The 25,018-nt window shown below is 64.4% G+C and carries 25 protein-coding genes; all 25 read left to right on the forward strand.

Going from position 1 to position 25,018, the window contains the following annotated elements; translation table 11 throughout:
• The first annotated feature begins 2 nt into the window (after nucleotides 1-2).
• The 25 genes from ACTQ1Z_RS02115 to ACTQ1Z_RS02235 all read left to right on the forward strand — a co-directional run bounded on the left by ACTQ1Z_RS02115 (nucleotide 3) and on the right by ACTQ1Z_RS02235 (nucleotide 24,900).
• The gene (locus ACTQ1Z_RS02115) at nucleotides 3-1,157 is read left to right on the forward strand and encodes a hypothetical protein (protein WP_441858385.1); all 1,155 of its coding nucleotides are present in this window, start codon (nucleotides 3-5) and stop codon (nucleotides 1,155-1,157) included.
• A gap of 62 nt (nucleotides 1,158-1,219) precedes the next feature.
• Nucleotides 1,220-2,452, forward strand: coding sequence for a deoxyguanosinetriphosphate triphosphohydrolase family protein (locus ACTQ1Z_RS02120; RefSeq protein WP_441858387.1), 1,233 nt, complete (start codon nucleotides 1,220-1,222; stop codon nucleotides 2,450-2,452).
• Nucleotides 2,453-2,486: 34 nt separating this feature from the next.
• Nucleotides 2,487-4,055 carry a replication-associated recombination protein A gene (locus ACTQ1Z_RS02125; protein ID WP_441858389.1) on the forward strand — a complete coding sequence of 523 codons (1,569 nt, stop codon included), beginning with the start codon at nucleotides 2,487-2,489 and terminating at the stop codon, nucleotides 4,053-4,055.
• Between the two features lie 80 nt (nucleotides 4,056-4,135).
• Entirely contained in the window at nucleotides 4,136-4,783 is a 648-nt protein-coding gene (locus tag ACTQ1Z_RS02130; RefSeq protein WP_441858391.1) for a hypothetical protein, read from the forward strand.
• A 78-nt stretch (nucleotides 4,784-4,861) separates the two neighbouring features.
• The gene (locus ACTQ1Z_RS02135) at nucleotides 4,862-5,179 is read left to right on the forward strand and encodes an ATP-binding protein (RefSeq protein WP_414153550.1); all 318 of its coding nucleotides are present in this window, start codon (nucleotides 4,862-4,864) and stop codon (nucleotides 5,177-5,179) included.
• Nucleotides 5,172-6,029, forward strand: coding sequence for a SigB/SigF/SigG family RNA polymerase sigma factor (locus tag ACTQ1Z_RS02140; RefSeq protein WP_441858393.1), 858 nt, complete (start codon nucleotides 5,172-5,174; stop codon nucleotides 6,027-6,029). The genes ACTQ1Z_RS02135 and ACTQ1Z_RS02140 overlap by 8 nt, the downstream gene beginning before the upstream one ends.
• Nucleotides 6,026-7,366: an AI-2E family transporter gene (locus ACTQ1Z_RS02145; protein WP_441858395.1), complete on the forward strand. Its 1,341-nt coding sequence runs from the start codon at nucleotides 6,026-6,028 to the stop codon at nucleotides 7,364-7,366. Before ACTQ1Z_RS02140 ends, ACTQ1Z_RS02145 begins: the two co-directional genes overlap by 4 nt.
• A 188-nt stretch (nucleotides 7,367-7,554) precedes the next feature.
• Complete coding sequence (gene alaS, locus ACTQ1Z_RS02150) at nucleotides 7,555-10,212, forward strand: alanine--tRNA ligase (protein WP_441858397.1); 2,658 nt, start codon at nucleotides 7,555-7,557, stop codon at nucleotides 10,210-10,212.
• 66 nt (nucleotides 10,213-10,278) lie between these two features.
• Nucleotides 10,279-10,701, forward strand: coding sequence for a Holliday junction resolvase RuvX (gene ruvX, locus ACTQ1Z_RS02155; RefSeq protein WP_320678575.1), 423 nt, complete (start codon nucleotides 10,279-10,281; stop codon nucleotides 10,699-10,701).
• A gap of 36 nt (nucleotides 10,702-10,737) precedes the next feature.
• A complete protein-coding gene (gene mltG, locus ACTQ1Z_RS02160; protein ID WP_441858400.1) occupies nucleotides 10,738-12,081 on the forward strand; it encodes an endolytic transglycosylase MltG in 1,344 nt (447 codons plus the stop codon).
• Nucleotides 12,081-12,566, forward strand: coding sequence for a YqeG family HAD IIIA-type phosphatase (locus ACTQ1Z_RS02165; protein ID WP_320678577.1), 486 nt, complete (start codon nucleotides 12,081-12,083; stop codon nucleotides 12,564-12,566). Before mltG ends, ACTQ1Z_RS02165 begins: the two co-directional genes overlap by 1 nt.
• Nucleotides 12,567-12,574: 8 nt before the next feature.
• Nucleotides 12,575-13,045: a prepilin peptidase gene (locus ACTQ1Z_RS02170; RefSeq protein ID WP_441858402.1), complete on the forward strand. Its 471-nt coding sequence runs from the start codon at nucleotides 12,575-12,577 to the stop codon at nucleotides 13,043-13,045.
• Nucleotides 13,046-13,117: 72 nt separating this feature from the next.
• The gene (locus ACTQ1Z_RS02175) at nucleotides 13,118-13,678 is read left to right on the forward strand and encodes a shikimate kinase (RefSeq protein ID WP_441858404.1); all 561 of its coding nucleotides are present in this window, start codon (nucleotides 13,118-13,120) and stop codon (nucleotides 13,676-13,678) included.
• Nucleotides 13,675-15,006, forward strand: coding sequence for a hypothetical protein (locus tag ACTQ1Z_RS02180; RefSeq protein WP_320678582.1), 1,332 nt, complete (start codon nucleotides 13,675-13,677; stop codon nucleotides 15,004-15,006). Before ACTQ1Z_RS02175 ends, ACTQ1Z_RS02180 begins: the two co-directional genes overlap by 4 nt.
• A 76-nt stretch (nucleotides 15,007-15,082) precedes the next feature.
• Nucleotides 15,083-16,207 (forward strand): M24 family metallopeptidase, encoded by a 1,125-nt coding sequence (locus tag ACTQ1Z_RS02185; protein ID WP_441858406.1) that lies wholly within the window; start codon nucleotides 15,083-15,085, stop codon nucleotides 16,205-16,207.
• A 348-nt stretch (nucleotides 16,208-16,555) separates the two neighbouring features.
• On the forward strand, nucleotides 16,556-17,545 hold the full coding sequence (locus ACTQ1Z_RS02190) for a PTS sugar transporter subunit IIB (protein WP_320678584.1): 990 nt from the start codon (nucleotides 16,556-16,558) through the stop codon (nucleotides 17,543-17,545).
• 15 nt (nucleotides 17,546-17,560) lie between these two features.
• On the forward strand, nucleotides 17,561-18,376 hold the full coding sequence (locus tag ACTQ1Z_RS02195; protein WP_441858409.1) for a PTS mannose/fructose/sorbose transporter subunit IIC: 816 nt from the start codon (nucleotides 17,561-17,563) through the stop codon (nucleotides 18,374-18,376).
• A gap of 18 nt (nucleotides 18,377-18,394) precedes the next feature.
• Nucleotides 18,395-19,315, forward strand: a complete 921-nt coding sequence (locus ACTQ1Z_RS02200; protein WP_441858411.1) for a PTS system mannose/fructose/sorbose family transporter subunit IID — start codon at nucleotides 18,395-18,397, stop codon at nucleotides 19,313-19,315.
• 91 nt (nucleotides 19,316-19,406) lie between these two features.
• Nucleotides 19,407-19,781: a DUF956 family protein gene (locus ACTQ1Z_RS02205; protein ID WP_320679371.1), complete on the forward strand. Its 375-nt coding sequence runs from the start codon at nucleotides 19,407-19,409 to the stop codon at nucleotides 19,779-19,781.
• 75 nt (nucleotides 19,782-19,856) lie between these two features.
• A complete protein-coding gene (gene efp / locus ACTQ1Z_RS02210) occupies nucleotides 19,857-20,423 on the forward strand; it encodes an elongation factor P (RefSeq protein WP_293816019.1) in 567 nt (188 codons plus the stop codon).
• A gap of 60 nt (nucleotides 20,424-20,483) precedes the next feature.
• A complete protein-coding gene (locus ACTQ1Z_RS02215) occupies nucleotides 20,484-20,846 on the forward strand; it encodes an Asp23/Gls24 family envelope stress response protein (RefSeq protein ID WP_293816021.1) in 363 nt (120 codons plus the stop codon).
• A gap of 5 nt (nucleotides 20,847-20,851) precedes the next feature.
• Nucleotides 20,852-21,463 (forward strand): transcription antitermination factor NusB, encoded by a 612-nt coding sequence (gene nusB / locus ACTQ1Z_RS02220; protein ID WP_320679374.1) that lies wholly within the window; start codon nucleotides 20,852-20,854, stop codon nucleotides 21,461-21,463.
• 2 nt (nucleotides 21,464-21,465) lie between these two features.
• Complete coding sequence (locus ACTQ1Z_RS02225; RefSeq protein ID WP_320679375.1) at nucleotides 21,466-21,684, forward strand: exodeoxyribonuclease VII small subunit; 219 nt, start codon at nucleotides 21,466-21,468, stop codon at nucleotides 21,682-21,684.
• A 465-nt stretch (nucleotides 21,685-22,149) separates the two neighbouring features.
• Nucleotides 22,150-23,364 (forward strand): diaminopropionate ammonia-lyase, encoded by a 1,215-nt coding sequence (dpaL, locus tag ACTQ1Z_RS02230; protein ID WP_441858415.1) that lies wholly within the window; start codon nucleotides 22,150-22,152, stop codon nucleotides 23,362-23,364.
• 150 nt (nucleotides 23,365-23,514) lie between these two features.
• Nucleotides 23,515-24,900, forward strand: coding sequence for a YgeY family selenium metabolism-linked hydrolase (locus ACTQ1Z_RS02235; protein ID WP_441858417.1), 1,386 nt, complete (start codon nucleotides 23,515-23,517; stop codon nucleotides 24,898-24,900).
• The last annotated feature ends 118 nt before the right edge of the window (nucleotides 24,901-25,018 follow it).

Below are 25,018 nucleotides of genomic sequence, written 5' to 3' on the forward strand. Positions count from 1 at the left end.
CCATGACCGAGAATGCCACCAGGAACCCCATCGCCTCTCTGGCCAGTGAGGCCTTTGCCCATGAATACGCTCGTCTCCTTCAGGATTCCGAGGACGTTTCTCACGACCTCGCCTGGGCCGAGAGCTACCTCGCGAGCACCCGCGCGGGCCTCGGTGACGAGCCCGTTGCCTGGTCGAGCGAGCCCGTCTTCGTTGACGGCAACGGCCTGGAGCGGCTCGAGACCTTCTCCAACATCGCCTATTCCGTCCTCGACAAGGCATTGCGCGCCTTTCGCAACAACGGGGACTTTCGTGCCCTGTTTGGCATGGATGCCGCGACGGAGCGTCTGTGCTGCCTCGATACCGGCTATGAGTGCCAGGCGCCCATCGTGCGCTTCGACATCGCCTTTGGCGATGACGGCGCCGCCCAGCTCTTCAACGTGGCGACTGCTGCGGCGAGGGGCGTCGTCGACGCTGACGAGGTGACGCGCGCCTGGAGGCGCTCCAGCATCTTCACCGAGTTCGAGCGTCGTCACCAGACCTTGTCCGCCTTCGACCTCACCGAGGCGTGCGTCGACTCCGTGCTCGACGTCTACCGCGCCTGGGCGGGTCCAGGCTTCCCGGACACCAACCCCGGCGACGACTACACCTACGGCGATGAGACGATGAGCCTCTCCATCGTGGGCGACCGCGCAAACACTGACATGAACGAGATCGAGCGCTTCATCACGCTCTTCCGTGATCGCGGTGTGCACGCGCGCTTCGCCGACGTCTCCGAGCTTTCGATTCGAGAGGTGCGTCCGGGTCGCGTCCGCCTCGTCGACGGTGACGGCCCCATCGCCTGCGTTTGGCGCCGTGTCGACCTCGGGAGGATTCTCGAGATTGGCGGAGCAGGCCTCGACGCGCTTGTCCAGGTGGCGGAGCGCAACGTTGCCTGCCTCGTGGGCGGCATGCGCACCTGGCCGCTGGCATCTCCCCAGTTCGTCTCCGCTCTCACGAGCGAGGCCTTCTCCCGTGAGCTCTCCTCGAGTGAGCTCGAGCTCGTGAGGGGCTTTGCCTCCTGGAGCGATGCGGCGGAGCATGGCCGCGACACGCTGAGCGTCTTCGTCTTCAATGGCCGCTTTGCTGGCATGAGCGTCGAGACCGACGGGCTCCGTCGTCCCTGCTACCTCGTCTAGGATTAGTGTCCGCGGTGTGGTGTAGAGTGGGAAGTGTCATCGACGACACCTCTGGAGGAGCCATGTCCAGTCGCATCAATCTCTGCGCGCCCACGCTGAGGGAGACCCTCTCGAGCGAGGTCGCCGCCGCCGTGCTCGAGCAGCGCTCGCACGGGGGCATGAGTCCCTACGCCACTCCCAACGAGGCGGCCGTGCGCCGTCGCGATAACGCACGCGACCGTGACGGGGCGGAGCGCCCGGCTTTCATCCGTGATTCGGAGAAGATCATCCACCTGCCCGCCTATAACCGTCTGGCGGGCAAGACGCAGGTCTACTCGCTGCGCGCCAACGATGACATCTCGCGTCGCGGCCTCCACGTGCAGCTCGTGAGCCGCGTCGCGAGGGACATAGGGCTGTCCCTCGGCCTCAACCTCGACCTCATCGAGGCGATCGCCCTCGGCCACGATGTCGGCCACACGCCGTTCGGCCATGCGGGAGAGCGCTTCCTGAATGACGCCTACCATGCACGCACGGGCCGCTGGTTCTTCCACAACGTCCAGAGCGTGCGCGTCCTCGACGTCCTCTCCGGGCGTAACCTCGCCCTCCAGACGCTCGACGGCGTGATCTGCCACAACGGCGAGTGCGAGCGCCAGGTGTTCGAGACGAGCGGCCTCTCGAGCTTCGATGACCTTGATGCCGTGGTCTCCGGCTGTTGGAAGACGGGGGAGGGCGCCATCGGCCATCTCCGTCCCATGACGCTCGAGGGGTGTGTCGTCCGCGTGAGCGACATCATCGCCTATGTGGGCAAGGACCGCCAGGATGCCATCGCCGCTGGCTTCGTGACGGAGGATTCCTTCGACGATGGCCTTGGCGGTGCCTATAACTCGTGGGCCCTCGGTGCCTTCATCACGGACGTCATCGAGCATAGCTTTGGCCGTGACCGCATCGAGATGAGCGAGGAGGCCTTCGCGGAGATGCGCCGCGCCAAGCGGGAGAACTTCGAGAAGATATACAACGCGAGCGAGCTCAACGGCGAGCGCGCGGAGGAAATCTCCGCGCTCTTCGCCCGCGTGTACGATCGCATGCTCGGTGACCTGCGTGCCGGTGACGAGTCGAGCCCGATCTTCCGGCACCATATCGTCGACGTCGAGCGAGCCCTGTCATACTACGGCCAGATCTATCGCTGGCAGGACGACCTCGACCTCACGGTGGTCGATTACATCTCCAGCATGACGGATGACTACTTCGTTGCCCTCGCGCAGAACCTCTTCCCCGAGTCCGAGGCCCTGTTCCGTCGCCGCGGCTACTTCTGCTAGCTCACGCCGTCGGCTACGTCATACAATCGGTCCTATGGATACCCTTTTTTCAGAAGTCGAGCGCTACAAGCGCAACATGAACGCGCCCCTGGCGGTTCGCATGCGCCCCCAGACCCTCGCGGATTACGTGGGCCAGGAGCAGGCGGTCGGCCCGGACTCATGGCTGCGCCGTGCCATCGAGCATGACGTCCTCTCGAGCGTCCTGCTCTACGGCCCCGCCGGCATCGGCAAGACGACGCTCGCGCGCATCATCGCCAACACCACTCACGCGGAGTTCGTCGAGGTCTCGGCAATCACGGGGACGGTTAAGGACCTCCGTCGCGAGATCGAGGCGGCGGAGTCCCGCCTCATGACGCGCGGCCTGCGCACGATCCTCTTCGTGGACGAGATCCACCGCTTCAACCGCTCCCAGCAGGACGCCCTGCTCCATGCGGTCGAGGATCGCATCGTCATCCTCGTGGGAGCCACCACGGAGAACCCCTACTTCGAGGTGAACTCCGCCCTCATCTCGCGCAGCCGCGTGGTCGAGCTGGTTCCGCTCGATGACTCCGCGATTGGCCTTCTGGTGGACCGCGCCCTCGCGTCCGAACATGGCCTGCGCGGCCTGTTCTCCCTCGATGACGACGCTCGCACCGAGATCGTTCAGCTTGCCGGTGGAGACGCGCGCTCCGCCCTGACTACGCTCGAGCTCGCGAGCCAGATGGCACTTCCCGCGGGAGCGAAGGTCACGCCCGAGGGGGAGATCCTCCTCGAGGGTGGTTCCATGCTCGCGCGCGACGCCGGCGATTCCGAGGCGCCTCTCCGCATTACCCGCGAGAACGTGACCGAGGCAAATCCCCGCCGCGGGCTTCCCTATGACAAGTCCGGCGACATGCACTACGACATCATCTCCGCCTTCATCAAGTCGATGCGCGGCAGTGACCCGGATGCCGTCCTCTACTGGCTTGCCCGCATGATCGACGCGGGGGAGGACCCGAAGTTCATCGCCCGCCGCATCATGATCCACGCGAGCGAGGACGTGGGAAACGCGGATCCGCAGGCGATTCTCGTGGCGGAGGCCGCCTTCAAGAGCGCCGAGGTCATTGGCTATCCGGAGTGCCGCATTAACCTCGCCCAGGCGGCGCTCTACGTGTGCCTCGCGCCTAAGAGCAACGCCTGCGAGGCGGGTATCGACGCCGCGCTCGCCGAGGTCCGCCACGGGCCGCGTCGCGAGGTGCCCAATCACCTGCGCGACCGTCACCGTCCGGGCTCGGATTCCTATGGCCCCTACCTCTACCCGCATAACTATTCGGAGGGGTGGGTCGAGCAGCAGTACCTGCCGGACGGTCTCGAGCGTGGCCAGTTCTTTAGCCCGAGCGGTCGTGGCTGGGAGGCCTGGCGCCTCGACGTCACGTCTTCCGGTCGAACGGGGGCGACACCGCGCGAGGTGGAGGTTCCGCCCGCGTCTGCCGAGGATGGTTCGGCCGCGCCGGCGCCCCAGGCGCCCGAACCTGCTGCGCCGGCGCCCCAGGCTGCTGGCGCCGCTGCGCCTGAGCCCATGTCGCCCGAGGCAGGCCAGGCGTCTGTGCCAGAGTCCCAAACCCAAGACAGCGCCGAAGAGTAGTCTGCGCGCGGACGGGTAGAATGTCCCCTAGCCATTGCACGCCCGCGCAGGCGGGCGCACCCAACTCGTGAGGAGCCACGATGTCCACTGAAGGATTTGCGCTTGACCCTATGACGATCGCGCTCATAGTTCTTGTCATCGCCGGTGTTTGGGCCGTGGTCGAGCTCGCGCTCACGCTGCGCCAGACCCGCAAGAGCGTCTCTGAGCTCACGGATTCCGTGAACGAGACGATTGCGGACATCCGCCCCGTCGTCGCCAAGCTCGATGGCGTCGCCGACGAGCTGCCGGCTGCCGCCAAGCAGATCGAGCCCATTCTCGAGAAGGCCTCTACCACGGTCGACCTCATCAACGTTGACCTCGTTCGCGTCGAGGGCATCCTCTCGGACGTCAACACCGTGACTGACACGGGCGCGCGTGCTACCGGCGCCGTCAGTGGTGCCGTCGAGTCCGTCGCCACGGGCGTCGCCGGCGCGCTGGGTAAGGTCGCCGGCAAGGTTTCCGGCCGCTCCAGCGCCAAGATCTCCGCTCCTGCCGCCACCGGTGCGCTCGATGCCCCGGCTCCCGCAGAGCCTGTGAACGTCGAGAGGGTCTCTGGTGACGAGGGCTACTTCACCTATCCTTCCGCTCCCGCCGATGATGTCCCGGTGGAGCAGATCCCATCCGTTTCCGATGATGCCTCCTGCGAGGCGCCGGCAGAGCCCTCAGCGGCCACCGAGAAGGCTGAGTAGATGATGGCAACGACAGAAGAAGAGCAGCAGATGCCCGTTTCCCTTTCCGTCCCCGCGAGCGCCTCGTTCGCGCGTCCCGTGCGCATGCTCGCCGCGAACCTCGCCGTGCTCGCTGGCCTCTCCGTCGACGGCGTCGAAGACGTCCGCATGGCCGCCGAGGAAGCCTTCGTGTGGTGCTGCGCCACCAAGCCCGAGACCTGCGAGGTCAGCTTTGACGCGAGCGGAGACGCCCTCACCATGACCTTTGCCCTTGGCGAGGCCGAGCCGGAGGATGACCAGATCGCCACGTATGCGGAGCTCATCCTTACTGCCGTCTGTGACGAGTGCGAGCTCGATGGCGAGGCGCACACGCTTTCGCTCACGCTCCAGAAGAATGTGGATGCCCTTGATGCCTAGTGACTCCAGAGAGCTTACGAGCGAGCAGCGAGCCCAGGCGCGTCGCGAGGCTGCCGCTGCCGTGCGTGACCTGCCTGCCACCCCAAAGGGCAAGCTGGCTTGGGACAAGGAGCGCACCCGTGAGCTATTCCGCCTTTATAAGGAGGAGGGAGACGAGGACGCCCGAGACGAGCTCATCATGAGTCACCTCAACCTCGTTCGCTTCCTCTCCGCAAAGTTCAAGAACAGGGGAGAGCCCCTCGATGACCTCGTCCAGGTGGGCACGATCGGCCTTATCAAGGCGATCGACCGCTTCGACCCCGAGCGTGGCCTCGAGTTCACCACCTATGCCACGCCCACCATCCTGGGAGAGATCAAGCGTCACTTCCGCGACAAGGGTTGGAGCGTCCGCGTGCCGAGGCGTCTGCAGGAGCTCTCTGCCAAGGTCAACCAGGTGACGGACGAGCTCACGAAGGAGCTCCAGCGCTCGCCTTCGACCGAGGAGGTCGCTTCTCGTCTTGGCGTGAGCATCGACGAGGTCCTCGAGGCGATGGAGTCCTCGAGCGCCTATAGCTCCGTGCCTCTCGAGGGCGGGAACAACGAGGACGAGGACGCCCCCGCCGTCATCGACCACTATGCGAGCGTCGACCAAGACCTTGCCGCCTCGGACGACCGCATGGTCATCGAGGACACGATCCGCGAGTTCTCCCCGCGTGAGCAGGAAGTCGTCCGCATGCGCTTCGACGAGGGTCTCACCCAGGTCGAGATTGCCAAGCGCCTGGGAATCTCCCAGGTCCAGGTGAGCCGTCTTCTGCGCCGCACGCTCAAGAAGCTCCAGGACAAGATCGACCCGGAAGGCCTTATGCGATGAGCCTACAGAAACTAACCTCCGAGGAGCGAGAGGAGTCCTATCGCTCCGCGAGGCTCGTTGCCGTACGCGCGTGGGCTTTCATCGGCTGTGCCATTGCGTTTGCCATCATCCTCGCGGTCCTCGGGCGTGTGAGCTCTGCGGTCATCTGCCTTTCCGTCGGTGCCATCGTGGGGTTCATCTGCAGCTCGATCACCAACTGGTTCGAGCGCCGTGGCGTTAGCAGGGGCATCGGCGCCCTGCTCGCGCTCGTGCTGGTCATCGGCGTGGTCCTCGCGTTCCTCATCTGGCTGGTGCCGCTGTTCGTCGGCCAGCTTAGTCAGATGCTCGACCGCGTTCCCGCGCTGTTCGCGCAGTCCCAGGAGTTCGTGCAGCATCTCTTCTCTTCCTACGGCTCCGCCGAGACCACGGGCTTTCAGGCCAACGTCCAGTCCCTGCTCGTCGGCCTTACCGATGTGGGCACCACGCTCGTGAGCAAGCTCGCTGGTTGGCTTTCCCGGGCGTTCGTCCCCAACGTCATGAGCCTCGTGAACACCATCGTGATGTCGTTCCTCGGCCTCTTCATGGCCTATTGGTTCGCGAAGGACTATCCGCTGATCATGCGCGAGCTCGGCGTCATCGCGGGTCCCCGCCACGCCGAGGACCTCGCGCTCCTCGTCGCGGTCCTCGGGCGCTCCGTCGGCGGCTACATGCGCGGCATCGTGGTCACGAGCATCATCGATGGCGTCCTGGCCTACATCGGGTTCACGATCTGCGGGAACCCCTATCCTGGCCTGATGGCCCTCGTCGCGGGAGTCCTGCATTTCGTTCCCGTCATTGGCCCCTTCACGGCCTCGTTTCTCTCCGCGCTCGTTGGCCTTCTCGTGAATCCCGTGGTCGCCTTCTGGTCATTCGTGCTTTCTGACATGGCGCAGAACTTCACGGATAACGTCCTGAGCCCCCTCGTGATGCGCAGTGCCGTCAAGATCCATCCCGCCATGAGCCTCATCGGTGTCACCGTGGGCGCAAGCCTCGGTGGGGCGCTGGGCATGGCTCTGGCCGTGCCGCTTACCGCCGCCGTCAAGGGCGCCTTCATCTACTTCTTCGAGAACAAGACTGGCAGGCAGCTCGTGAGCTGGGAGGGTGCCTTCTTCAAGGGCACGCCCTTCCACCACCCGGATGGCACGCCGGCGCCCTCGTTTGACGCCCTCGACGATGACTCCTTCCTCGAGAGGTCCCTGATCATCGATCCCAGCACCATGGATGGGGTAGAGGCGGAGGAGCGTCCTGACGCGGAGAAGCCCATCCTCGCGGAGACCCTCCGCCAGCAGCTCGAGGAGTTCAAGCGCCTGCGCAAGTAGGGCGTCGGATGATGCGGGCGTTCGCGCGCCACGTGCGCGGGGAGCGGCGTGGCAGACGCGCTCAATCGAATCTTGTGAAGGGTCGGGGCTCAGCTCCGGCCCTTCGTCGTTTCCATTCATCCGCGTAGTCGCTCGCGGTATACTTACGGGCTGTATGCGCTGACACCACCCGATCGTAGGGGAGAGATATGAGCACCGCCGATTTCCCGTCCATGACCACCGCCGAGATTCGCTCGACCTTCCTCAAGTTCTTCGAGGAGCGTGGCCTGAAGCTGTATCCCAGCTCCTCGCTCGTCCCCGATGATCCTTCGCTGCTTCTTGCCAACGCCGGCATGAACCAGTTCAAGGAGTACTACCAGGGCAAGAAGACGATGAAGGAGATCGGCGCCTGCAGCTGCCAGAAGTGCGTGCGCACCAACGACATCGACTGCATCGGCGAGGATGGCCGTCACCTCTCCTTCTTCGAGATGCTCGGCGACTTCTCCTTCGGCGGAGTTTCCAAGGAGCAGGCCTGCGCCTGGGCCTTCGAGCTCATCACCGAGAAGTTCCACCTCCCGGTCGAGCGCCTCTACTTCACCATCTTCACGGATGATGACGAGACGCATGACGTCTGGCGCAGCCTCGGCGTCCCGGAGGACCACATCTCCCGCCTCGGCGAGGATGACAACTTCTGGGCCGCTGGCCCCACCGGTCCCTGCGGTCCTTGCTCCGAGATTTACTTCGACCAGGGCGAGGACGTGGGCTGTGGCAAGCCGGACTGCGCCCCCGGCTGCGACTGCGACCGCTTCCTCGAGTTCTGGAACCTCGTGTTCACCCAGTTCGACCGCCAGGAGGACGGCTCCCTGCCTGAGCTTCCGCACCGCAACCTCGACACGGGCATGGGTCTCGAGCGCATGGCCGCCATCATGCAGCACAAGAGCGCCAACTATGATGGCGACCTCATGCAGAGCCTCATCGCCCTCGGCGAGGAGATCTCCGGCAAGACCTATGACGCCAACGATTACTCCGGCGCCTCCCGCAGCCTCCGCATCATCGCGGACCACGCCCGTGCCGTTGACTTCATGATCTCCGACGGCATCCTGCCGGGCAACGAGGGCCGCGAGTACGTCCTTCGCCGCCTGCTCCGTCGCGCCGTGTTCCACGGTCGCCTGCTGGGCATCGAGGGCGCCTTCCTCACCAAGTTCATCGATGAGGTCAACCGTCTCATGGGCGAGGCCTATCCCGAGCTGCTCAAGAACGTCGCGCTCGTGAAGGGCATCGTCGCCGCCGAGGAGGAGCGCTTCTCCACCACGCTCGACACCGGCCGCACCTATCTCGACGAGGCCATTGCCGGTCTTGCCGAGGGTGCGGTCCTTCCGGGTGAGGTCGCCTTCAAGCTGCACGACACCTACGGTTTCCCCATCGACCTCACGGTCGAGATTTCCGCTGCCGCCGGTCACGACGTCGACATGGACGGCTTCGACGCCTGCATGACCGAGCAGAAGGAGCGCGCTCGCGCCAACGCCAACCGCGACGCCTGGGGTGACTTCAACAACGTCTGGACCGAGCTCTCCGATAAGCTCGCCGCCACTGAGTTCGAGGGCTACGACACGAACGCCGTCGAGGACGCCCGCGTCGTCGCCATCGTCGCGAACGGCGAGTCTGTCGAGCGCGCCGAGGCTGGCGCCGACGTCGAGGTTATCCTCGACCGCACCCCGTTCTACGCCGAGATGGGCGGCCAGGTGGGCGACACCGGCACCATCAGCGCTGAGGGCGTCAAACTCGAGGTGAGCGACACCAAGGGCCACAACGGCCTCTTTGCTCACCTGGCTCACGTTGCCGAGGGCGCCATCTCCGTGGGCGACGTCGTCTGCGCCGCCATCGACGCCCACCGTCGCGAGCTCATCCGCCGCAACCACACCGCCACGCACCTGCTCGACGCCGCGCTCAAGACGGTTCTCGGCGAGCACGTCAGCCAGGCTGGCTCCCTTTGCGACGATTCGCGCCTGCGCTTCGACTTCACGCACTTCGAGGCCCTCACGGCCGAGCAGCTCCACGAGGTCGAGGACCTTGTGAACGTCGAGATTTTCGCCGCCAAGCCCGTCGTGACCCGTGTCTGCAGCATCGACGAGGCCAAGGAGGCCGGCGCCATCGCCCTGTTCGGCGAGAAGTACGGTGACGTCGTGCGCATGGTCTCCGTGGGCAACGAGGACCAGCCCTTCAGCCGCGAGCTGTGCGGTGGCACCCACGCCCGCAACTCCTCAGAGCTCGGTCTCTTCAAGATCGTCTCGGAGAGCTCGACCGGCTCCAACGTCCGTCGCATCGAAGCCGTGACGAGCCTTGGCGCGCTTGCCTGGCTTGACGAGCGCAATGACGCCCTCGACGCCGTCGCCTCCGAGCTCAAGTGCCGCCCCGAGGACGCCGCCAGTCGCATCGCAGACATGAAGGCCGCCGCCCGTGACCTCGAGGGCAAGCTCAAGCAGGCCCTCCTCGGCGGTTCCTCTGACAAGATCCAGACGGCCATGGCCGCCGCCATCGACTGCGGCTCCTACAAGGCGGTCATCGCTCGTATGGACGGCCTGGAGGCCGGCCAGCTCCGCGAGGCCTGGGACGCCATCCGTGACAAGGCCACTGGCGACGTCGCGTGCTTCCTCGCCACGAACACGCCCGAGGGCAAGGTCGCGCTCCTCGCGGCCGCGACTGACGGTGCCGTTGCCGCCGGCTTCGGTGCTGGCGATGTGATTCGCAACGTCGCCGGTCACGTCGGCGGCCGTGGTGGCGGACGCCCGAACATGGCCCAGGCTGGCGGCAAGGATGCCTCCGGCATCGACGCCGCGCTCGCTGCCGCCCGCGAGATGCTCTCCTAGGGCTCGCGTGGCTTCGCTCACTCTCACATATGACCACCTCGCCGGTGCCGTCGCGGGAGCCCTCTCATGAGGGTCCTCGCGCTCGACATCGGCGAGGTGCGTATCGGCATCGCCGCGAGCGATGCCTCCGGCCGTGTTGCCAGCCCCGTGAAGGTGCTGCCCGCGGCCGAGGTTCTCTCGTGCGCGAAGACGTTCCGTCGCATCCTCGAGGACTATGAGCCCGAGGTCCTCGTCTGCGGGCGTCCCCAGACGATGTCTGGCGAGGACGGTTCCCAGGCGGAGCGCGTCATGGCTCAGGCTCGCTCCATCGCAAAGGCCTGCGACCTTCCGCTTGAGTTCGCCGACGAGCGCCTCTCAAGCTCGGAGGCAAAGAGGATTCTGCGTGAGCAGGGCCTCAACGAGAAGCAGATGCGTGGCAAGGTCGACATGATTGCCGCGTCCCTCTTCCTGCAGGCCTGGCTTGACTCGCGAGGGTCGGGAGACAGGTAGTCTACGCGCCCGCCGGCGCAGTTCGGAAGGTCACCTATGGCAGATTCCCAGAGGCGCCGTCGAGGCTCCCACTTTTCGAGTGACGCGGCTTCTTCAGGCACTCGTCGTGCGTCGCGTCCTACGGGTTCGGGCTCGCAGGTCTCTCCGTATGCCGCCGGCTCTCGTCCGGCTGCCTCTTCCCGCGTTGCTGGCGCGCGCCCAGCTGCCGTCCGTTCCTCGCGTCCGGCTGCCGCCCGCTCTGCACGCCCCGCAAATGCGAGCCGCCGCTCTTCCGCCACCGGCATGCAGGGCCTCGTCACGCCTCGCACGCGCTCTCAGCGCGCCGCGTCTGCCCGCGGTGGTCACTCACGCAAGGGCCCCGTTCTGGCTGCTCTGATCGTTCTCGTCGCAATCGTTGTGGCAGGCGTCGTCTTCGTGCCGTGCCTCCTCAAGAGGCCCAGCCAGGGAGATCTTCCCAACCAGGGCATGCAGGTTGAGGTTGTCATCGACGACGGATCCGGAGCCATCGCCATCGGCTCGAAGCTCGAGGATGCCGGCGTCATCGCCAGTTCCGATGACTTCGTGGCCGAGGTCAGGAAGCAGGGGGCGGACTCTTCACTCAAGAGCGGCGCCTACATGTTCACCGTGGGTCAGAGCTTTGACTCGATCATTGACCAGCTCGTATCCGGTCCCAACTCCACGAGCGGGGCGTTTACGATTCCGGAAGGCCTGACGGTCTCCCAGGCTGCGGCCGTCGTCTCCCAGACGTTCTCGAGCATCTCCTCTGACGATTTCCTCGCTCAGGCAAAGGCCTCCAACTACGTCGCGGACTACCCCTTCCTTGCCGACGCCCAGGATGACTCGCTTGAAGGTTTCCTCTGTCCCAAGACCTACAACTTCTCCGGCAAGTCGAACGTCACCGCGGACGACGTCATCCGTGCGATGCTCGACCAGTACAAGTCCGACGTCATGTCGCTCGACTTCGATAGTGCCAAGTCCCTGATCAAGGACCGCTACGGTATCGACATGAGCGACTATGACTTCCTCAAGCTCGCGAGCGTCGTCGAGCGCGAGGCCGTGACGGATTCGCAGCGTCCCAAGGTCTCCTCCACGTTCTATAACCGCCTCAAGATCGGCATGCCGCTTCAGAGCGACGCCACGATGATGTACGTCACCGGTGGAGAGGTCACGGCTGATGACCTCAAGCAGGAGAGTCCCTACAACACCTACCTCAATAACGGTCTCACCCCGACGCCCATCTGCTCTCCCTCCATTGATTCGATCAAGGCGGCGCTTTCTCCGGACGAGACTGACTACCTGTACTTCTACATCACCCAGACCGACGAATGGTTCTCGGCTACCTATGACGAGCACCTGCAGGCTATCGAGGCGAATCGCTAATGGCATTGGTTAAGCCCTGGAGACGCGAGCCTGACGTCGCGTCCATCGGCGTCGACGGCCTCGTCGAGGCTGGCGTCCGCTGCGTCCTGATCGACCGCGACAACACCATCGTCCCGCGCGACACCAAGCAGGCCCCGGAGTCTGCCCTCGCGTGGCTTGACGCCCTGCGCGCGGCGGGCATCAAGGTCTGCATGGTCTCGAACAACTTCCACTCCCGTGAGGTCGAGGAGAGCGCAAGGGAACTTGGCTGCGAGGTCGTGCATCATGCCATGAAGCCGGCGCCCTTCGCGGTGCGTCGCGCTCTCAAGCTCATGGGTGCCACCGCCGACGAGGCGGTACTTGTGGGCGATCAGGTCTTCACGGACGTCATGGCCGGCAACCTCGCTGGCGTGCGTCCCATCCTGGTTGACCCGCAGAGCACGACGGACCTCTGGTACACGCACATCTTCCGCGTCTTCGAGCGTGCGATCGGCGCCCGGAAGTAGCCTTGGGTATGGCGATCTGCGCGGCCTCGCTCGTCCTCGCCATGGGCGTCTCCCTTTGGGCCGCCGCGGTCGACGCCCGGGAGCGGACGATCCCCAACGCCGCATGCGTGGGTGTTGCCGTCTCTGGCCTCGTCTTTGGGCTGGTGCGTGCTCGAGCGGGACTGCTTCTCGCTTTTCCACCGCTTACGCGCTGCCTTGCCGCCGCCCTGGCCGAACTTTCCGCCGGGACGCTTCTTGAGCTGGGCTATCGTCGTCTTACGGGCCGTGTTGGCATGGGTCTGGGAGACGTCAAGTTCCTCTCCGCATGGGGCTGCCTCATTGGCGCTTGGAACCTCGTCGGGTTTGCGCTGGCGTGCCTCGCGGGCGCGTTGTTCTCCCTCGTTCGCGGCGAACGGACGTTCGCCCTCGGGCCCTGGCTTGCCGGCTCCTTCTGCCTCGTCGGAGTCGCCCTCGCCCTCACAGGTCTCACGGCTTGCTAGAATCGCATAGTGCGGTGCGTATGCGCCGGTGAGATTTGTCCTAAGCGAAGACCGAGGGAGGCGAAGACGATGATGGGGATGCCCACTCTGCCGCAAGGCAGCCATAAGCGTGCCCATCATGGCTGTGACCACGTCTTTTTCATCGGCTTTCTCGGCGCTGGCAAGACGACGGTTGCCCGTAACCTCGGCAACATGTTCCATCGTGACTTCGTCGACGTCGACCGCATGGTCGAGCGTGAGCTTCACGCGAGCGTCTCCCGCATCTTCGAGACGCGTGGCGAGGCGGCGTTCCGCGAGGCGGAGACTCGCTCGCTCGAGAGCCTTCGCGACAAGCGCAGCCTGCTTGTGAGCTGTGGCGGTGGCGTGATCGAATCCGAGGAGAACGCTCGTATCATGCGCGAGATGGGTAGCATCGTCTATCTAGACGGCACGCTCGAGGACTCACTCCGCCAGATCCGCAGGCCGGATAAGCGCCCGGACCTCGGTGACGCCGAGCACGCTCGCGCGCTCTACGCGCATCGCCGTCCGCTCTACGAGGCGGCGTGCGACTATCGCGTGATTATTTCCGGAAAGACGTTCGAGGAGGTCGCCTACGAGGTGGGTGCCCTTCTTTGGGAGAAGGGACTCCTATGAGCGACCCTAAGAGTGACGAGATGGAGCCCGAGCCCGTCGTCGTGCCCATCCGCCGCCAGTCCATCGTGCTGCGCTCTGGTGCCTGCGACATGCGCGTCGGTCCCGGCGTGGCAGACCAGCTCGGTCAGGCAACCAAGTCCGTCGCCGGCAAGCCCGGCCACACGCTCCTCGTCGCCGGCGACGACGTCTCTGGCGAGCTCGTGGAGCGCCTTCGACGCTCGCTCGTCGACGTGGGGTTCTCCGTCACCGTCCGCGAGGTCCCGTCTGGTCGCGAGAGCCGCAAGCTCGCCCACGCGATGCGCCTCTATGACGAGTTCGCTGCCGCGGGCGTGACGCCCGATGACCCGGTTGTCGTCGTTGGCGACGCGGACGTCCTCTCGCTCGTCCTCTTCGCCGCCGCCACCTGGCAGACGGGCTCTCCCGTCGTCTCTGTGCCGACGACGCTCGATGGCATGGTCGATGCCCCGGTGACGCCCCGCGCCATCGACTCCGCCTCCATGCCCGAGTCCCTGCGCACGCGCGCCAACCTGCGCTTCTCGCTCTGCGACACCGACCTTCTCCCCGCGGCCGCGGACGACCCCACCACGCTCATGGCGTATGCCGTGCTCGTTGCCGGCGCCGTCGCGGCGGGGGAGAGCGCCTTCTCTGACCTCGCGGTTCGTGCGGATGGCATCGTCTCCGCGGACGCCGCCACGCTCGTCGACGAGATCCTCGACATCACCAAGGCTCGCACGCGCGTCGCGAGCTCCACGGCGCTCGCCATGCGTCAGGGCATACTCTATGGCCTGTCCGTGGGGCGCGCCCTTGGCGCTTGCCTGGCGGAGCAGGACGACAAGGGCGGCCAGCTCGCCGTTGAGCGCGAGGTCTGCGAGGGCCGCCTGCTTGCCGAGGGCCTCCGCATCTCCGCACGTCTCGCCGCGGCTCGCCAGGCTCCTGACCAGGCGGTCGTTGACCTCGTCTTCGCGCAGGATGGCCTGCTCGAGAAGCTCGGCCTGCCGGAGGTCGCCTGCAACGTCGACCCGGAACGCCTGCTCGAGGCCCTGCGCGCGGACGAGTTCGCGCATTCCAATCGCTTCATGCCCGCGCTTCCCCTCGGTTTTGGCCGCGTGAGGCTCTGCTCCGTCGAGGACGAGACACTGCTCGCGCATCTCTCCGGCTGGTGCCGCGCTCGTAGGAAGCTCGCGCGAAGGCTCGCCAGGCAGGCCGAGGAGGCCGCTGCCGCCGAAACCTCCGCCCCGGAGGCGTCCGCCGCTGAGAACGCCGCCGCCCCGGAGGTGCCCGCCGCTGAGAACGCTGACGCCCCAGCAGGTTCCGCCGCCACCAAATAGCAAAGCCCGCGCGCCGTCTCCGGAGGCGGCGTTACGTCCGTTCATACGCTTATAAAACCCGTGGAAAGGGATTCACATGGCAGATGAGAAGTCTTGCGCCAAGCGCGTCGCCCGCCTTCGCGAGCTCATGGAGGACCGTGGCTATGACGCCGTCGTCCTCCGCAACAACCCGGACCTCCGCTGGCTCACCGGCTGCGAGCGTACCTTCGATGACGAGACGGCCCACATCGTCGTGATCACCGCCGATCGCCAGATGCTCCACACCGACTCTCGCTACTACAACACCTTCTGCGAGCGCCTTGGGCCCGACACCGCCTGGGAGCTCGACGAGTCGCCGGTCACCGGTGAGCTCTGGGCCGCTGCCTGCGTCGTCGCCGCCCGCGCCCGCGTGGTCGCCGTCGAGGACACCTGCACGCTCGCCTTCTATGACGAGTTCAAGCACCAGCTCGCCGCCCACTCCGTAGCCCCTGCAACTCCGCGCCTGCACGGCGACCTCGTGAACATCCGCGCCGTCAAGGACGCCGAGGAGATCGACCTCATGCGCCAGGCCCAGAAGATCACTGATGCTGCCTTCACGCACATCTGCGGCTACATCAAGCCCGGCATGACCGAGCAGGAAATCCGCGCCGAGCTCGAGAACTACATGCTCTCCAACGGTGCGAGCGCGCTTTCCTTCGGCTCGATCATCGCCGCCGGCCCCAACGGTGCCAACCCCCACGCCCAGCCGGGTCCCCGTCCCGTCCAGGAAGGCGACATGATCGTCATGGACTACGGCTGCTGCGTCGCTGACTACCACTCTGACATGACCCGCACGGTCTGCCTGGGCGAGCCCTCCGAGGAACAGCGTCACGTCTATGACGTCGTGCGCCGCGCCCACGAGGAGTGCGCTGCCATGGCGCGTGCCGGCGTCATCGGTAAGGACGTCTACGACCACTCCGTCAAGGTCATCTCTGACGCCGGCTATGGCGACTACTACAAGCACGGCCTTGGCCACGGCGTTGGCGTGGAGATTCACGAGGAGCCGAACTTCAACCGTCGTAACCTCGAGCCGATTCCCGCGGGTGCCGTCATCACGATCGAGCCGGGTATCTATCTGCCGGGCAAGTTCGGCATCCGCCTCGAGGACTTCGGCGTGGTGACCGAGGACGGTTATGAGCCGTTCACCGAATCGACTCATAACCTCGTGGTCATTCCGTGCTAATAGGCGTTCCTTAGGAGAGACTCTGACCTGCGGAGAGCTGAGTTATTTCAGGCTTGTTAATCCTCGGACCCGGCGGAACTATTCCGCAAACGGTTGCTTAAATGACCGCATGCGAGTGAACATTACCTGACATATCAGGCTTATTCAGCCCGACTACCGATGCTAAAGATGCTGGTAGTCGGGCTGTTTGCTTTTCTTGATAAACTATATATTATTTCATAGGTGTCTTTCAAGAATATGGAGAAATCAAGCGAAAGGCCAAGCTCAATTTTTCTCCACAGTTAAAGCCTTAACCAATATGATGTTGTATTGCTCCAAATGAACCCCATATCTGCATGGGAGGTAGGAATGGTAGGTATCGTCCTAGCAAGTCATGGCGAGCTTGCGGCAGGCGTGCGGCAGACGAGCTCCATGGTCTTTGGTGACCAGGAGAACGTTGCCGTCGTGAGCCTCGAGCCCTCCATGGGCCCTGATGACTTCAGGGCCAACCTCGAGAAGGCAGTCGCCACTCTCGAGGACAAGGAGCAGGTCCTGTTCTTGGTCGACCTTTGGGGAGGCACGCCGTTCAACCAGACGACCGCCTTCGCCAAGGGCCACGACACCTGGGCAATCGTGACGGGCCTCAGCTTGCCGATGGTCATCGAGGCCTTCTCGGCACGCTTCGATCCGTCCAAGACCGCCCACGAAATCGCGGCGCACATCGTTGGCGAGGCTCGCAAGGGCGTTCGCGTTCTGCCCGAGGAGCTCGAGCCCGCACCCGAGGTCAAGGCGGCTCCTGCCGCCAAGGCTGGTGCCATCGCGCCGGGGACCGTGCTTGGTGACGGCAAGATCGACATTGCCGCCGTCCGTATCGACACGCGTCTGCTCCATGGTCAGGTGGCAACCGCCTGGACCAAGCAGATCGCCCCGAACCGCATCATCGTGGTCTCCGATGGCGTCGCACACGACGAGCTGCGCAAGACCATGATCGAGCAGGCAGCGCCTCCGGGAGTCCCGGCAAACGTCGTGCCGATCAGCAAGATGGTTGAGGTCGCCAAGGACCCGCGTTTCGGTGCCACCAAGGCGTTCCTGCTCTTCGAGACCCCGCAGGACCTCCTCAAGTGCATCGAGGGCGGCGTTGACATCAAGAAGGTCAACATCGGCTCCATGGCGCACTCCGTGGGCAAGGTCGTGGTCACCAACGCTATCGCCATGGGCGAGGATGACGTGAAGACCCTCGAGGAGCTCAAGGCCAAGGGTGTCGAGTTCGAGGCCCGCAAGGTTCCGTCTGACTCCTCTGAGGACATCGACGCAATGCTCAGGAAAGCCAAGGCCGAGCTGGCCGAACAGGCAAAGTAAGGGAGGGTCTAACACATGTCTCCGATTACCATCGCGCTCGTCGCAATCGTTGCCCTGCTTGCAGGTATGGAGGGCATCCTCGACGAGTTCCAGTTCCATCAGCCGCTAGTCGCGTGCACGCTGATCGGCCTCGTCACGGGCCACCTCCAGGAGGGCATCCTTCTTGGCGGTTCGCTCCAGATGATGGCTCTCGGCTGGGCAAACATCGGTGCCGCCGTCGCTCCTGACGCGGCTCTCGCCTCAGTCGCCTCCTCGATCATCATGGTGCTCGCCCTCAATGGCGGCGGCGTCGACCCCTCTACGGCCACCGCGGCCGCCATCGCCGCGGCCGTGCCGCTGTCCGTTGCCGGCCTCTTCCTGACGATGATCTGCCGCACCATCGCGACCGCCATGGTCCATGGCATGGACGCGTGCGCCGAGAAGGGCGACTTCGCGGGCATCGAGCGTTGGCAGGTTGCCGGCATCCTCATGCAGGGCGTCCGCATCGCCGTCCCCGCCGTCATGCTCTGCTTCATTCCTAAAGAGGTCGTGACCAGCGTCCTCAGCTCCATGCCCGACTGGCTCTCCGGCGGCATGGCTGTCGGTGGCGGCATGGTCGCTTCCGTCGGCTACGCCATGGTCATCAACATGATGGCCACCAAGGAGACCTGGCCGTTCTTCATCCTCGGCTTCGTCCTCGCCGCCATCTCGCAGCTGACGCTCATCGCCCTCGGCCTCATCGGCATCTCGCTCGCCCTCATCTACCTCGGCCTCAAGGACATGGCCAAGCAGGGCGGCGGCAACGGTGGGTCCGGCGACCCGCTCGGCGACATCCTGAACGACTACGAGTAGGAAGGGGGAGTGATCACCATGGCAGAGAACAAGGTTCAGCTTACTAAGTCCGATCGACAGAAGGTCTGCTTCCGTCACCAGTTCCTCCAGGGCTCGTGGAACTACGAGCGCATGCAGAACGGCGGTTGGTGCTTCGCTATGATCCCCGCGATCAAGAAGCTCTACACCGACAAGGACGACCAGATCGCCGCCCTGAAGCGTCACCTCGAGTTCTACAACACGCATCCTTACGTGTCCGCGCCGGTCATCGGCGTCACGCTCGCCCTCGAGGAGGAGCGTGCCAACGGTGCCCCCATCGACGACGTCGCCATCCAGGGCGTGAAGGTTGGCATGATGGGCCCGCTCGCCGGCGTCGGCGACCCGGCCTTCTGGTTCACCCTTCGCCCGATCCTCGGTGCTCTGGGCGCCTCCATCGCACTCTCTGGCAGCATCATGGGCCCGCTCCTGTTCTTCTTCGCGTGGAACATCATCCGCTATGCGTTCCTGTGGTACACGCAGGAGTTTGGTTACAAGGTGGGTTCCTCCATCGCCAAGGACCTCTCCGGCGGCCTTATGGGCAAGGTGACCGAGGGCGCCTCCATCCTCGGCATGTTCATCATCGGTTCGCTCGTCGAGCGCTGGGTCTCGATCTCCTTCACCCCGATCGTCTCCCAGATCACGCAGTCCGAGGGCGCCTACATCGACTGGGCGAGCCTCCCTGCCGGTTCTGAGGGCGTCAAGGAAGCGCTGACGATGTACAACTCGGTCGGCGCCACCGCGCTCAACCCGGTCAAGACCACAACGCTCCAGGCAAACCTCGACCAGCTCATTCCTGGTCTCGCGGCCGTCGGCCTGACGCTTCTGGTTTGCAAGCTCCTCAAGAAGAAGGTCAGCCCGATCGTCATCATCCTCGCCCTGTTCGCGGTGGGCATCGTGGGCCGTCTGCTCGGCTTCATGTAGGATATGAGACGCTCATAGCGTCCTAGCAGGCCGCACCCCTGGCGCTAGCTGGTGGGTGCGGCCTTTTCGTCAAACGCCTAAGGAGACAAACATGGTCCAGTCGCAGAACACGAAGGTCGACTACACGGAGAGGGCCTCATCGCTCTCCGGGCTTGCCACCTATGGCGACGTTATGGTTGGCGACCGCGCGTTCGAGTTTTACAACGAGCGCAACAAGGAGGATTTCATCCAGATCCCGTGGGATGAGGTCGACTACGTGGCCGCGGAGGTCCTGCCCGGGAAGAAGATTGTCCGATTCGCGATCTTTACCAAGGAAAACGGGCATTTTGACTTCTCGACGCGCGATAACAAGGCGACGCTGCGCGCCATGAGGGAGCATCTTCCGGAGGACCTTCTGCAGAGGAGCCCGTCGCTCCTCGACGTTCTCAAGGCAGGCGTGCGGAGTTTGTCGCGTTTGGGCCGCTAGCCCGCGAGGTGATATAATCCATCAGTCGTATGCGTAACGGCCCGAGAGGGCAGCAATAAGAAAGTGAGTCGCCAGATGCAGCAGATCAGCACCGCCGAGTTCAAGAACGGCATGGGTCTCAAGATCAAGGACAAGATCTACACCCTCGTCGAGTTCCAGCACGTCAAGCCCGGTAAGGGTGGCGCCTTCGTCCGTTACAAGATCAAGGACCTCCGCTCCGGCCGTGTCATCGGCGACCAGACCTGCAACGCTGGCTCCAAGTTCGACTCCGTCATGCTCTCCACCAAGGAGATGCAGTACCTCTACAACGACGGTGACAACTACTACTTCATGGACATGGAGACCTACGAGCAGATTCCCGTCCCCGCTGACTTCATCGGCGAGAACTCCAAGTGGCTCAAGGAGAACGACACCTGCCAGCTGATGTACGCTGACGACGACCTTCTCACCGTCCAGCCGCCGATGTTCATCGAGGTCGAGATCACCAAGACTGACCCGGGCTTCAAGGGCGACACCGTCCAGGGCGGCGGCAAGCCTGCCACCGTCGAGACCGGCGCCGTCATCCAGGTCCCGATGTACCTCAACGAGGGCGAAGTCATCAAGGTCGACACTCGCGAGGGCAAGTTCGTCGCGCGCGTCTAGCACAAACCCACGGCCACGCCACCCGGCGTGGCCTCACTTCCCTCATGGAAAGGGGCAGGCATGAGCAATGAGCTGAGAATCGCCGGCATGGGCGTGTCGAAGAACGTCATCTCCCAGATTGTGGGCACTGCCGCGGAGAAGGTCGAGGGTGTCGCTGCCATCTATGGCCAGGACATCGCGCGCGGCCTCATCGCCATGCTCACGTCCAAGCCCCAGCCCACCACCAACGCCGTCGAGTGCTCGGTCGCGGATGACGACTCGCTCGTCATCACCGTTCGTCTCGTCGTGTTCTTCGGCTACCCGTTCACCAAGCTGGCCGCCGAGGTCCGTTCTGCCGTCGCCAACGCCGTTGACGCGCAGATTGGCGTTCGCGTCTCGAGCATTGACGTCTGCATCGACGAACTCATCTTTCCCAAGGAGTAGGTCCCTTGTCTTCTAGCTCTCGTATCGTCGGGCGCACGCTCGCCCGCTGCCAGGCCCTTCAGCTGCTCTTCCAGGCCGAGGCCTGTGGTCGCAGCGTCGCCGATGTCCTCGCTGGTGACTACGTGCTCTCCGAGGGTCCCCTCGTCGAGTACGGCGAGCAGCTCGCTCGCGGTACCGATGAGCATCGCGCCGAGCTCGACCACGTCCTGTCTGGTGCCGCCCGCAACTGGAGCATCTCCCGTATGTCCGCGACGGACCGCAACCTTCTGCGCGTCGCCCTGTACGAGATTCTTTTCGAGGATGACGTCGACAAAGCCGTCAGCATCGACGAGTGCGTCGAGCTTGCGAAGGCCTTTGGCAGCTCGGACGAGTCCTCCCGTTTCGTGAACGGCGTTCTCGGCCGTGTCGCCGCGGACATCGACAACGGCGTTGACGTGATCGAGGTCGCTCGCAAGAACTACGAGGACTCCGCCGCGGAGCTCGCCTCCGCCGCCTATGGCGACGCGGATGACCGCGGATATGCCCCGGAGGAGGGCTTCGCGCCCGAGCACGAGGACTTCTACGATGGCGATTACAAGGCCTCTGACGTGCCCGAGTGGGCCCGAGAGGGCGAGTAACCATGGCTTCTAAGCCGGACACCTCGAGTTACGAGCGCTTCTCGGACGTGACTGACCGTCTCGACGAGATTGTTGCCACGGTGCGCGACAAGGGCACCTCGCTCGAGCGCTCGCTTGACCTGTTCGACGAGGCCATCGCTCTTGGCACGAGGGCCGTCGACCTGGTCGACAAGGCCGCCTTCTCCCCCGAGGAGCGCGAGCACCTGGTCGACAAAAGTTGACAAAGGGACAAAGTTGACAAAGGGACAGTCCCTTTGTCAACCTGCAAAAGGGACAGTCCCTTTTTCAGGTCTGGCAAGTGGTCTTGCCGCACAATTTGCGAAGTAACCAAGCGAGCCGCGATTGCGGCTCGTTTGCTATCTAGAAAGGGAGTGCCGCGTCCATAGGGGGCGCCGCGTCCCATAGGGGGATAGAGCTGTGTCGCTCGCTCGTATCCCGTGCCCGTTTCGCCTCTCCCGCGTTCGTCGCTTCTATCCAAACTATTTGCCTGGTTTATGTTGCGCGTCTCCGTTCACGCTTGAAAACCTTACGTTCGCCAATCGGCACAATTCCTGCCTTGATTCGAACAAGAAGTATGGTTTCATATGGAATAACAAACTAATTGTTTGGTTTGCAAACAATTAGTCGGTCACTTGGCGGGTGAGGTTCCCGCCGTGCTAGTCGGTCGCGACGGAAAGGACGCAAACGTGAGCGAGAGGATCGAATGGGCCGTTAACGAGATGCCCAAGAGCGATGACGCGCACCTCGGCATCATGTCCCTGGAGAACGTCAAGAAGGCCCGCGCCTTCCACGAGAGCTTCCCCCAGTATTCTGTGACGCCGCTTGCTTGCCTCGATCAGCAGGCCAAGCGCCTCGGCATCGCCGGCCTTGCCGTGAAGGACGAGTCGTATCGCTTCGGCCTCAACGCCTTCAAGGTCCTCGGCGGCTCCTTCGCGTTGGCCAACTACATTGCCGACGAGACCAACAAGGACGTCGCGGATTGCACCTACGATTACCTCACCTCCGACGAGCTCGCCCGCGACTTCGGCCAGGCCACCTTCTTCACCGCCACTGACGGCAACCACGGCCGCGGCGTTGCCTGGGCTGCCAACAAGCTCGGCCAGAAGGCCGTCGTCCACATGCCCAAGGGCTCCACGAAGCCCCGCTTCGACAACATCGCCGCCGAGGGTGCCAAGGTCACCATCGAGGAGGTCAACTACGACGAGTGCGTCCGCATGGCTGCCGCCGAGGCTGACGCCTGCGACCGTGGCGTGATCGTCCAGGACACCGCCTGGGAGGGCTACGAGAAGATCCCGTCCTGGATCATGGAGGGCTATGGCACCATGGCCTCAGAGGCTGCCGAGCAGCTCGCCGAGGCTGGCGTCGAGCGCCCGACCCACGTCTTCGTTCAGGCTGGCGTCGGCTCGCTCGCCGGTGCCGTCGTGGGCTACTTCACCAACCTCTTCCCGGACAACCCGCCCATCTTCGTCGTCGCCGAGTGCGCTCCGGCCGCGTGCCTCTACAAGGGTGCCAAGGCTGGCGACGGCGAGCCCCGCATCGTCGGTGGCGACATGCCGTCCATCATGGCCGGCCTCTGCTGCGGCGAGCCCAACATCCTCGGCTGGGACATCCTGCGCAACCACGTCCGCGCCTTCGTCTCCTGCCCTGACTGGGTGACCGCCCGCGGCATGCGCGTCCTCGGTGCCCCCGAGAAGGGCGACCCGCGCGTCATCTCCGGCGAGTCCGGCGCCGTCACGAGCGGCCTCGTCATGACGCTCATGCAGGACCCGGAGTACGCCGAGCTCAAGGAGGCCATCGGCCTCGACGAGAACAGCTCCGTCCTGTGCTTCTCCACCGAGGGCGACACTGATCCCGAGCAGTATCGTAGGATCGTCTGGGAGGGCGAGTACCCCACCTTCTAGGGTGCTCCGTTCGATCCGGGTCTTATCGTGAGAGCTTCTTTCGCGCGGACCCTGCCTCACCGCGAGGACTTCCTTACTAACTGCGGGTGCTCCAGATGCGGCGCCAAGTGATTTCAGGTAAAAGGGCCATCCAACAGAAAGGTTGCAGACATGGCTAAGCAGCTCGATTACGACCTCATCAAGAAGACCGCTGAGGACTACGGCAAGGACATGACCGCGTTCCTTCGCGCCATGATCAGCCACCCGTCCGAGTCCTGCGAGGAGGGCGAGGTCGTCGCCTGCATCAAGGCCGAGATGGAGAAGCTCGGCTTCGACGAGGTCAAGGTCGACGGCCTTGGCAACGTCATGGGCTTCATGGGCGACGGCGACAAGATCATCGCCATCGACTCCCACATCGACACCGTTGGTATCGGCAACATCGAGAACTGGGACTTCGACCCGTACAAGGGCTTCGAGGATGACGAGCTGATCGGTGGCCGTGGCGGCTCCGACCAGGAGGGCGGCATGGCCTCCGCCACCTACGCTGCCAAGATGATGAAGGACCTCGACCTCATCCCCGAGGGCTACAAGGTCATGGTCGTCGGCACCGTCCAGGAAGAGGACTGCGACGGCATGTGCTGGCAGTACATCTACAACGTTGACGGCATCAAGCCCGAGTTCGTCATCTCCACCGAGCCCACCGACGGCGGCATCTACCGTGGTCACCGCGGCCGCATGGAGATCCGCGTCGACGTTCACGGCACCTCCTGCCACGGCTCCGCTCCCGACCGCGGCGATAACGCCATCTACAAGATGGCCGACATCATCGCCGACGTCCGCAAGCTCAACAACAACGGCTGCGACGAGTCGACCGACGTCAAGGGCCTCGTGAAGATGCTCGACCCGAAGTACAACCCGGATCACTACGAGGACGCCCGCTTCCTCGGTCGCGGCACCTGCACCGTCTCCCAGATCTTCTACACCTCTCCGTCCCGCTGTGCCGTCGCTGACTCCTGCGCCATCTCCATCGACCGCCGCATGACCGCCGGCGAGACCTACAAGTCCTGCCTCGAGGAGGTCGAGAACCTCCCGGCCGTCAAGAAGTACGGCGAGGACGTCAGGGTCTCCATGTACATGTACGACCGTCCGTCCTGGACCGGCGAGGTCTACGAGACCGAGGCCTACTTCCCGACGTGGATCAACAAGGAGACCGCTCCGCACGTCAAGGCCCTCGTCGACGCCCACAAGGCCCTCTTCGGCGATGAGCGCATCGGCTGCGAGAAGTCCATGGATAAGCGCGCCGGCCGTCCGCTGTGCGACAAGTGGACCTTCTCCACGAACTGCGTCTCCATCCAGGGCCGCTACGGCATCCCCTGCGTCGGCTTTGGCCCCGGCGCCGAGTCCCAGGCCCACGCTCCCAACGAGGTCACCTACAAGCAGGACCTCCCGACCTGCGCCGCCCTCTACGTCGCCGCTCTGAACCTCTACGAGCCCAGCGCCGAGATGGACAACGCCACCACCTACCGTGCCGAGCTCACCGATAACGACATCAAGTAGCTCGACTCCGGCGGAAACCTGAAAAAGGGACAGTCCCTTTTTCAGGTCCCCCGTCACACGACGGTTGACAAAGGGACAGTCCCTTTGTCAACTCCCTAGCCATACGCACGCAATTCGA

Source organism: Parolsenella sp. LCP21S3_E11, from assembly GCF_052118165.1.
In the GTDB taxonomy this organism is placed as follows: domain Bacteria; phylum Actinomycetota; class Coriobacteriia; order Coriobacteriales; family Atopobiaceae; genus Parolsenella.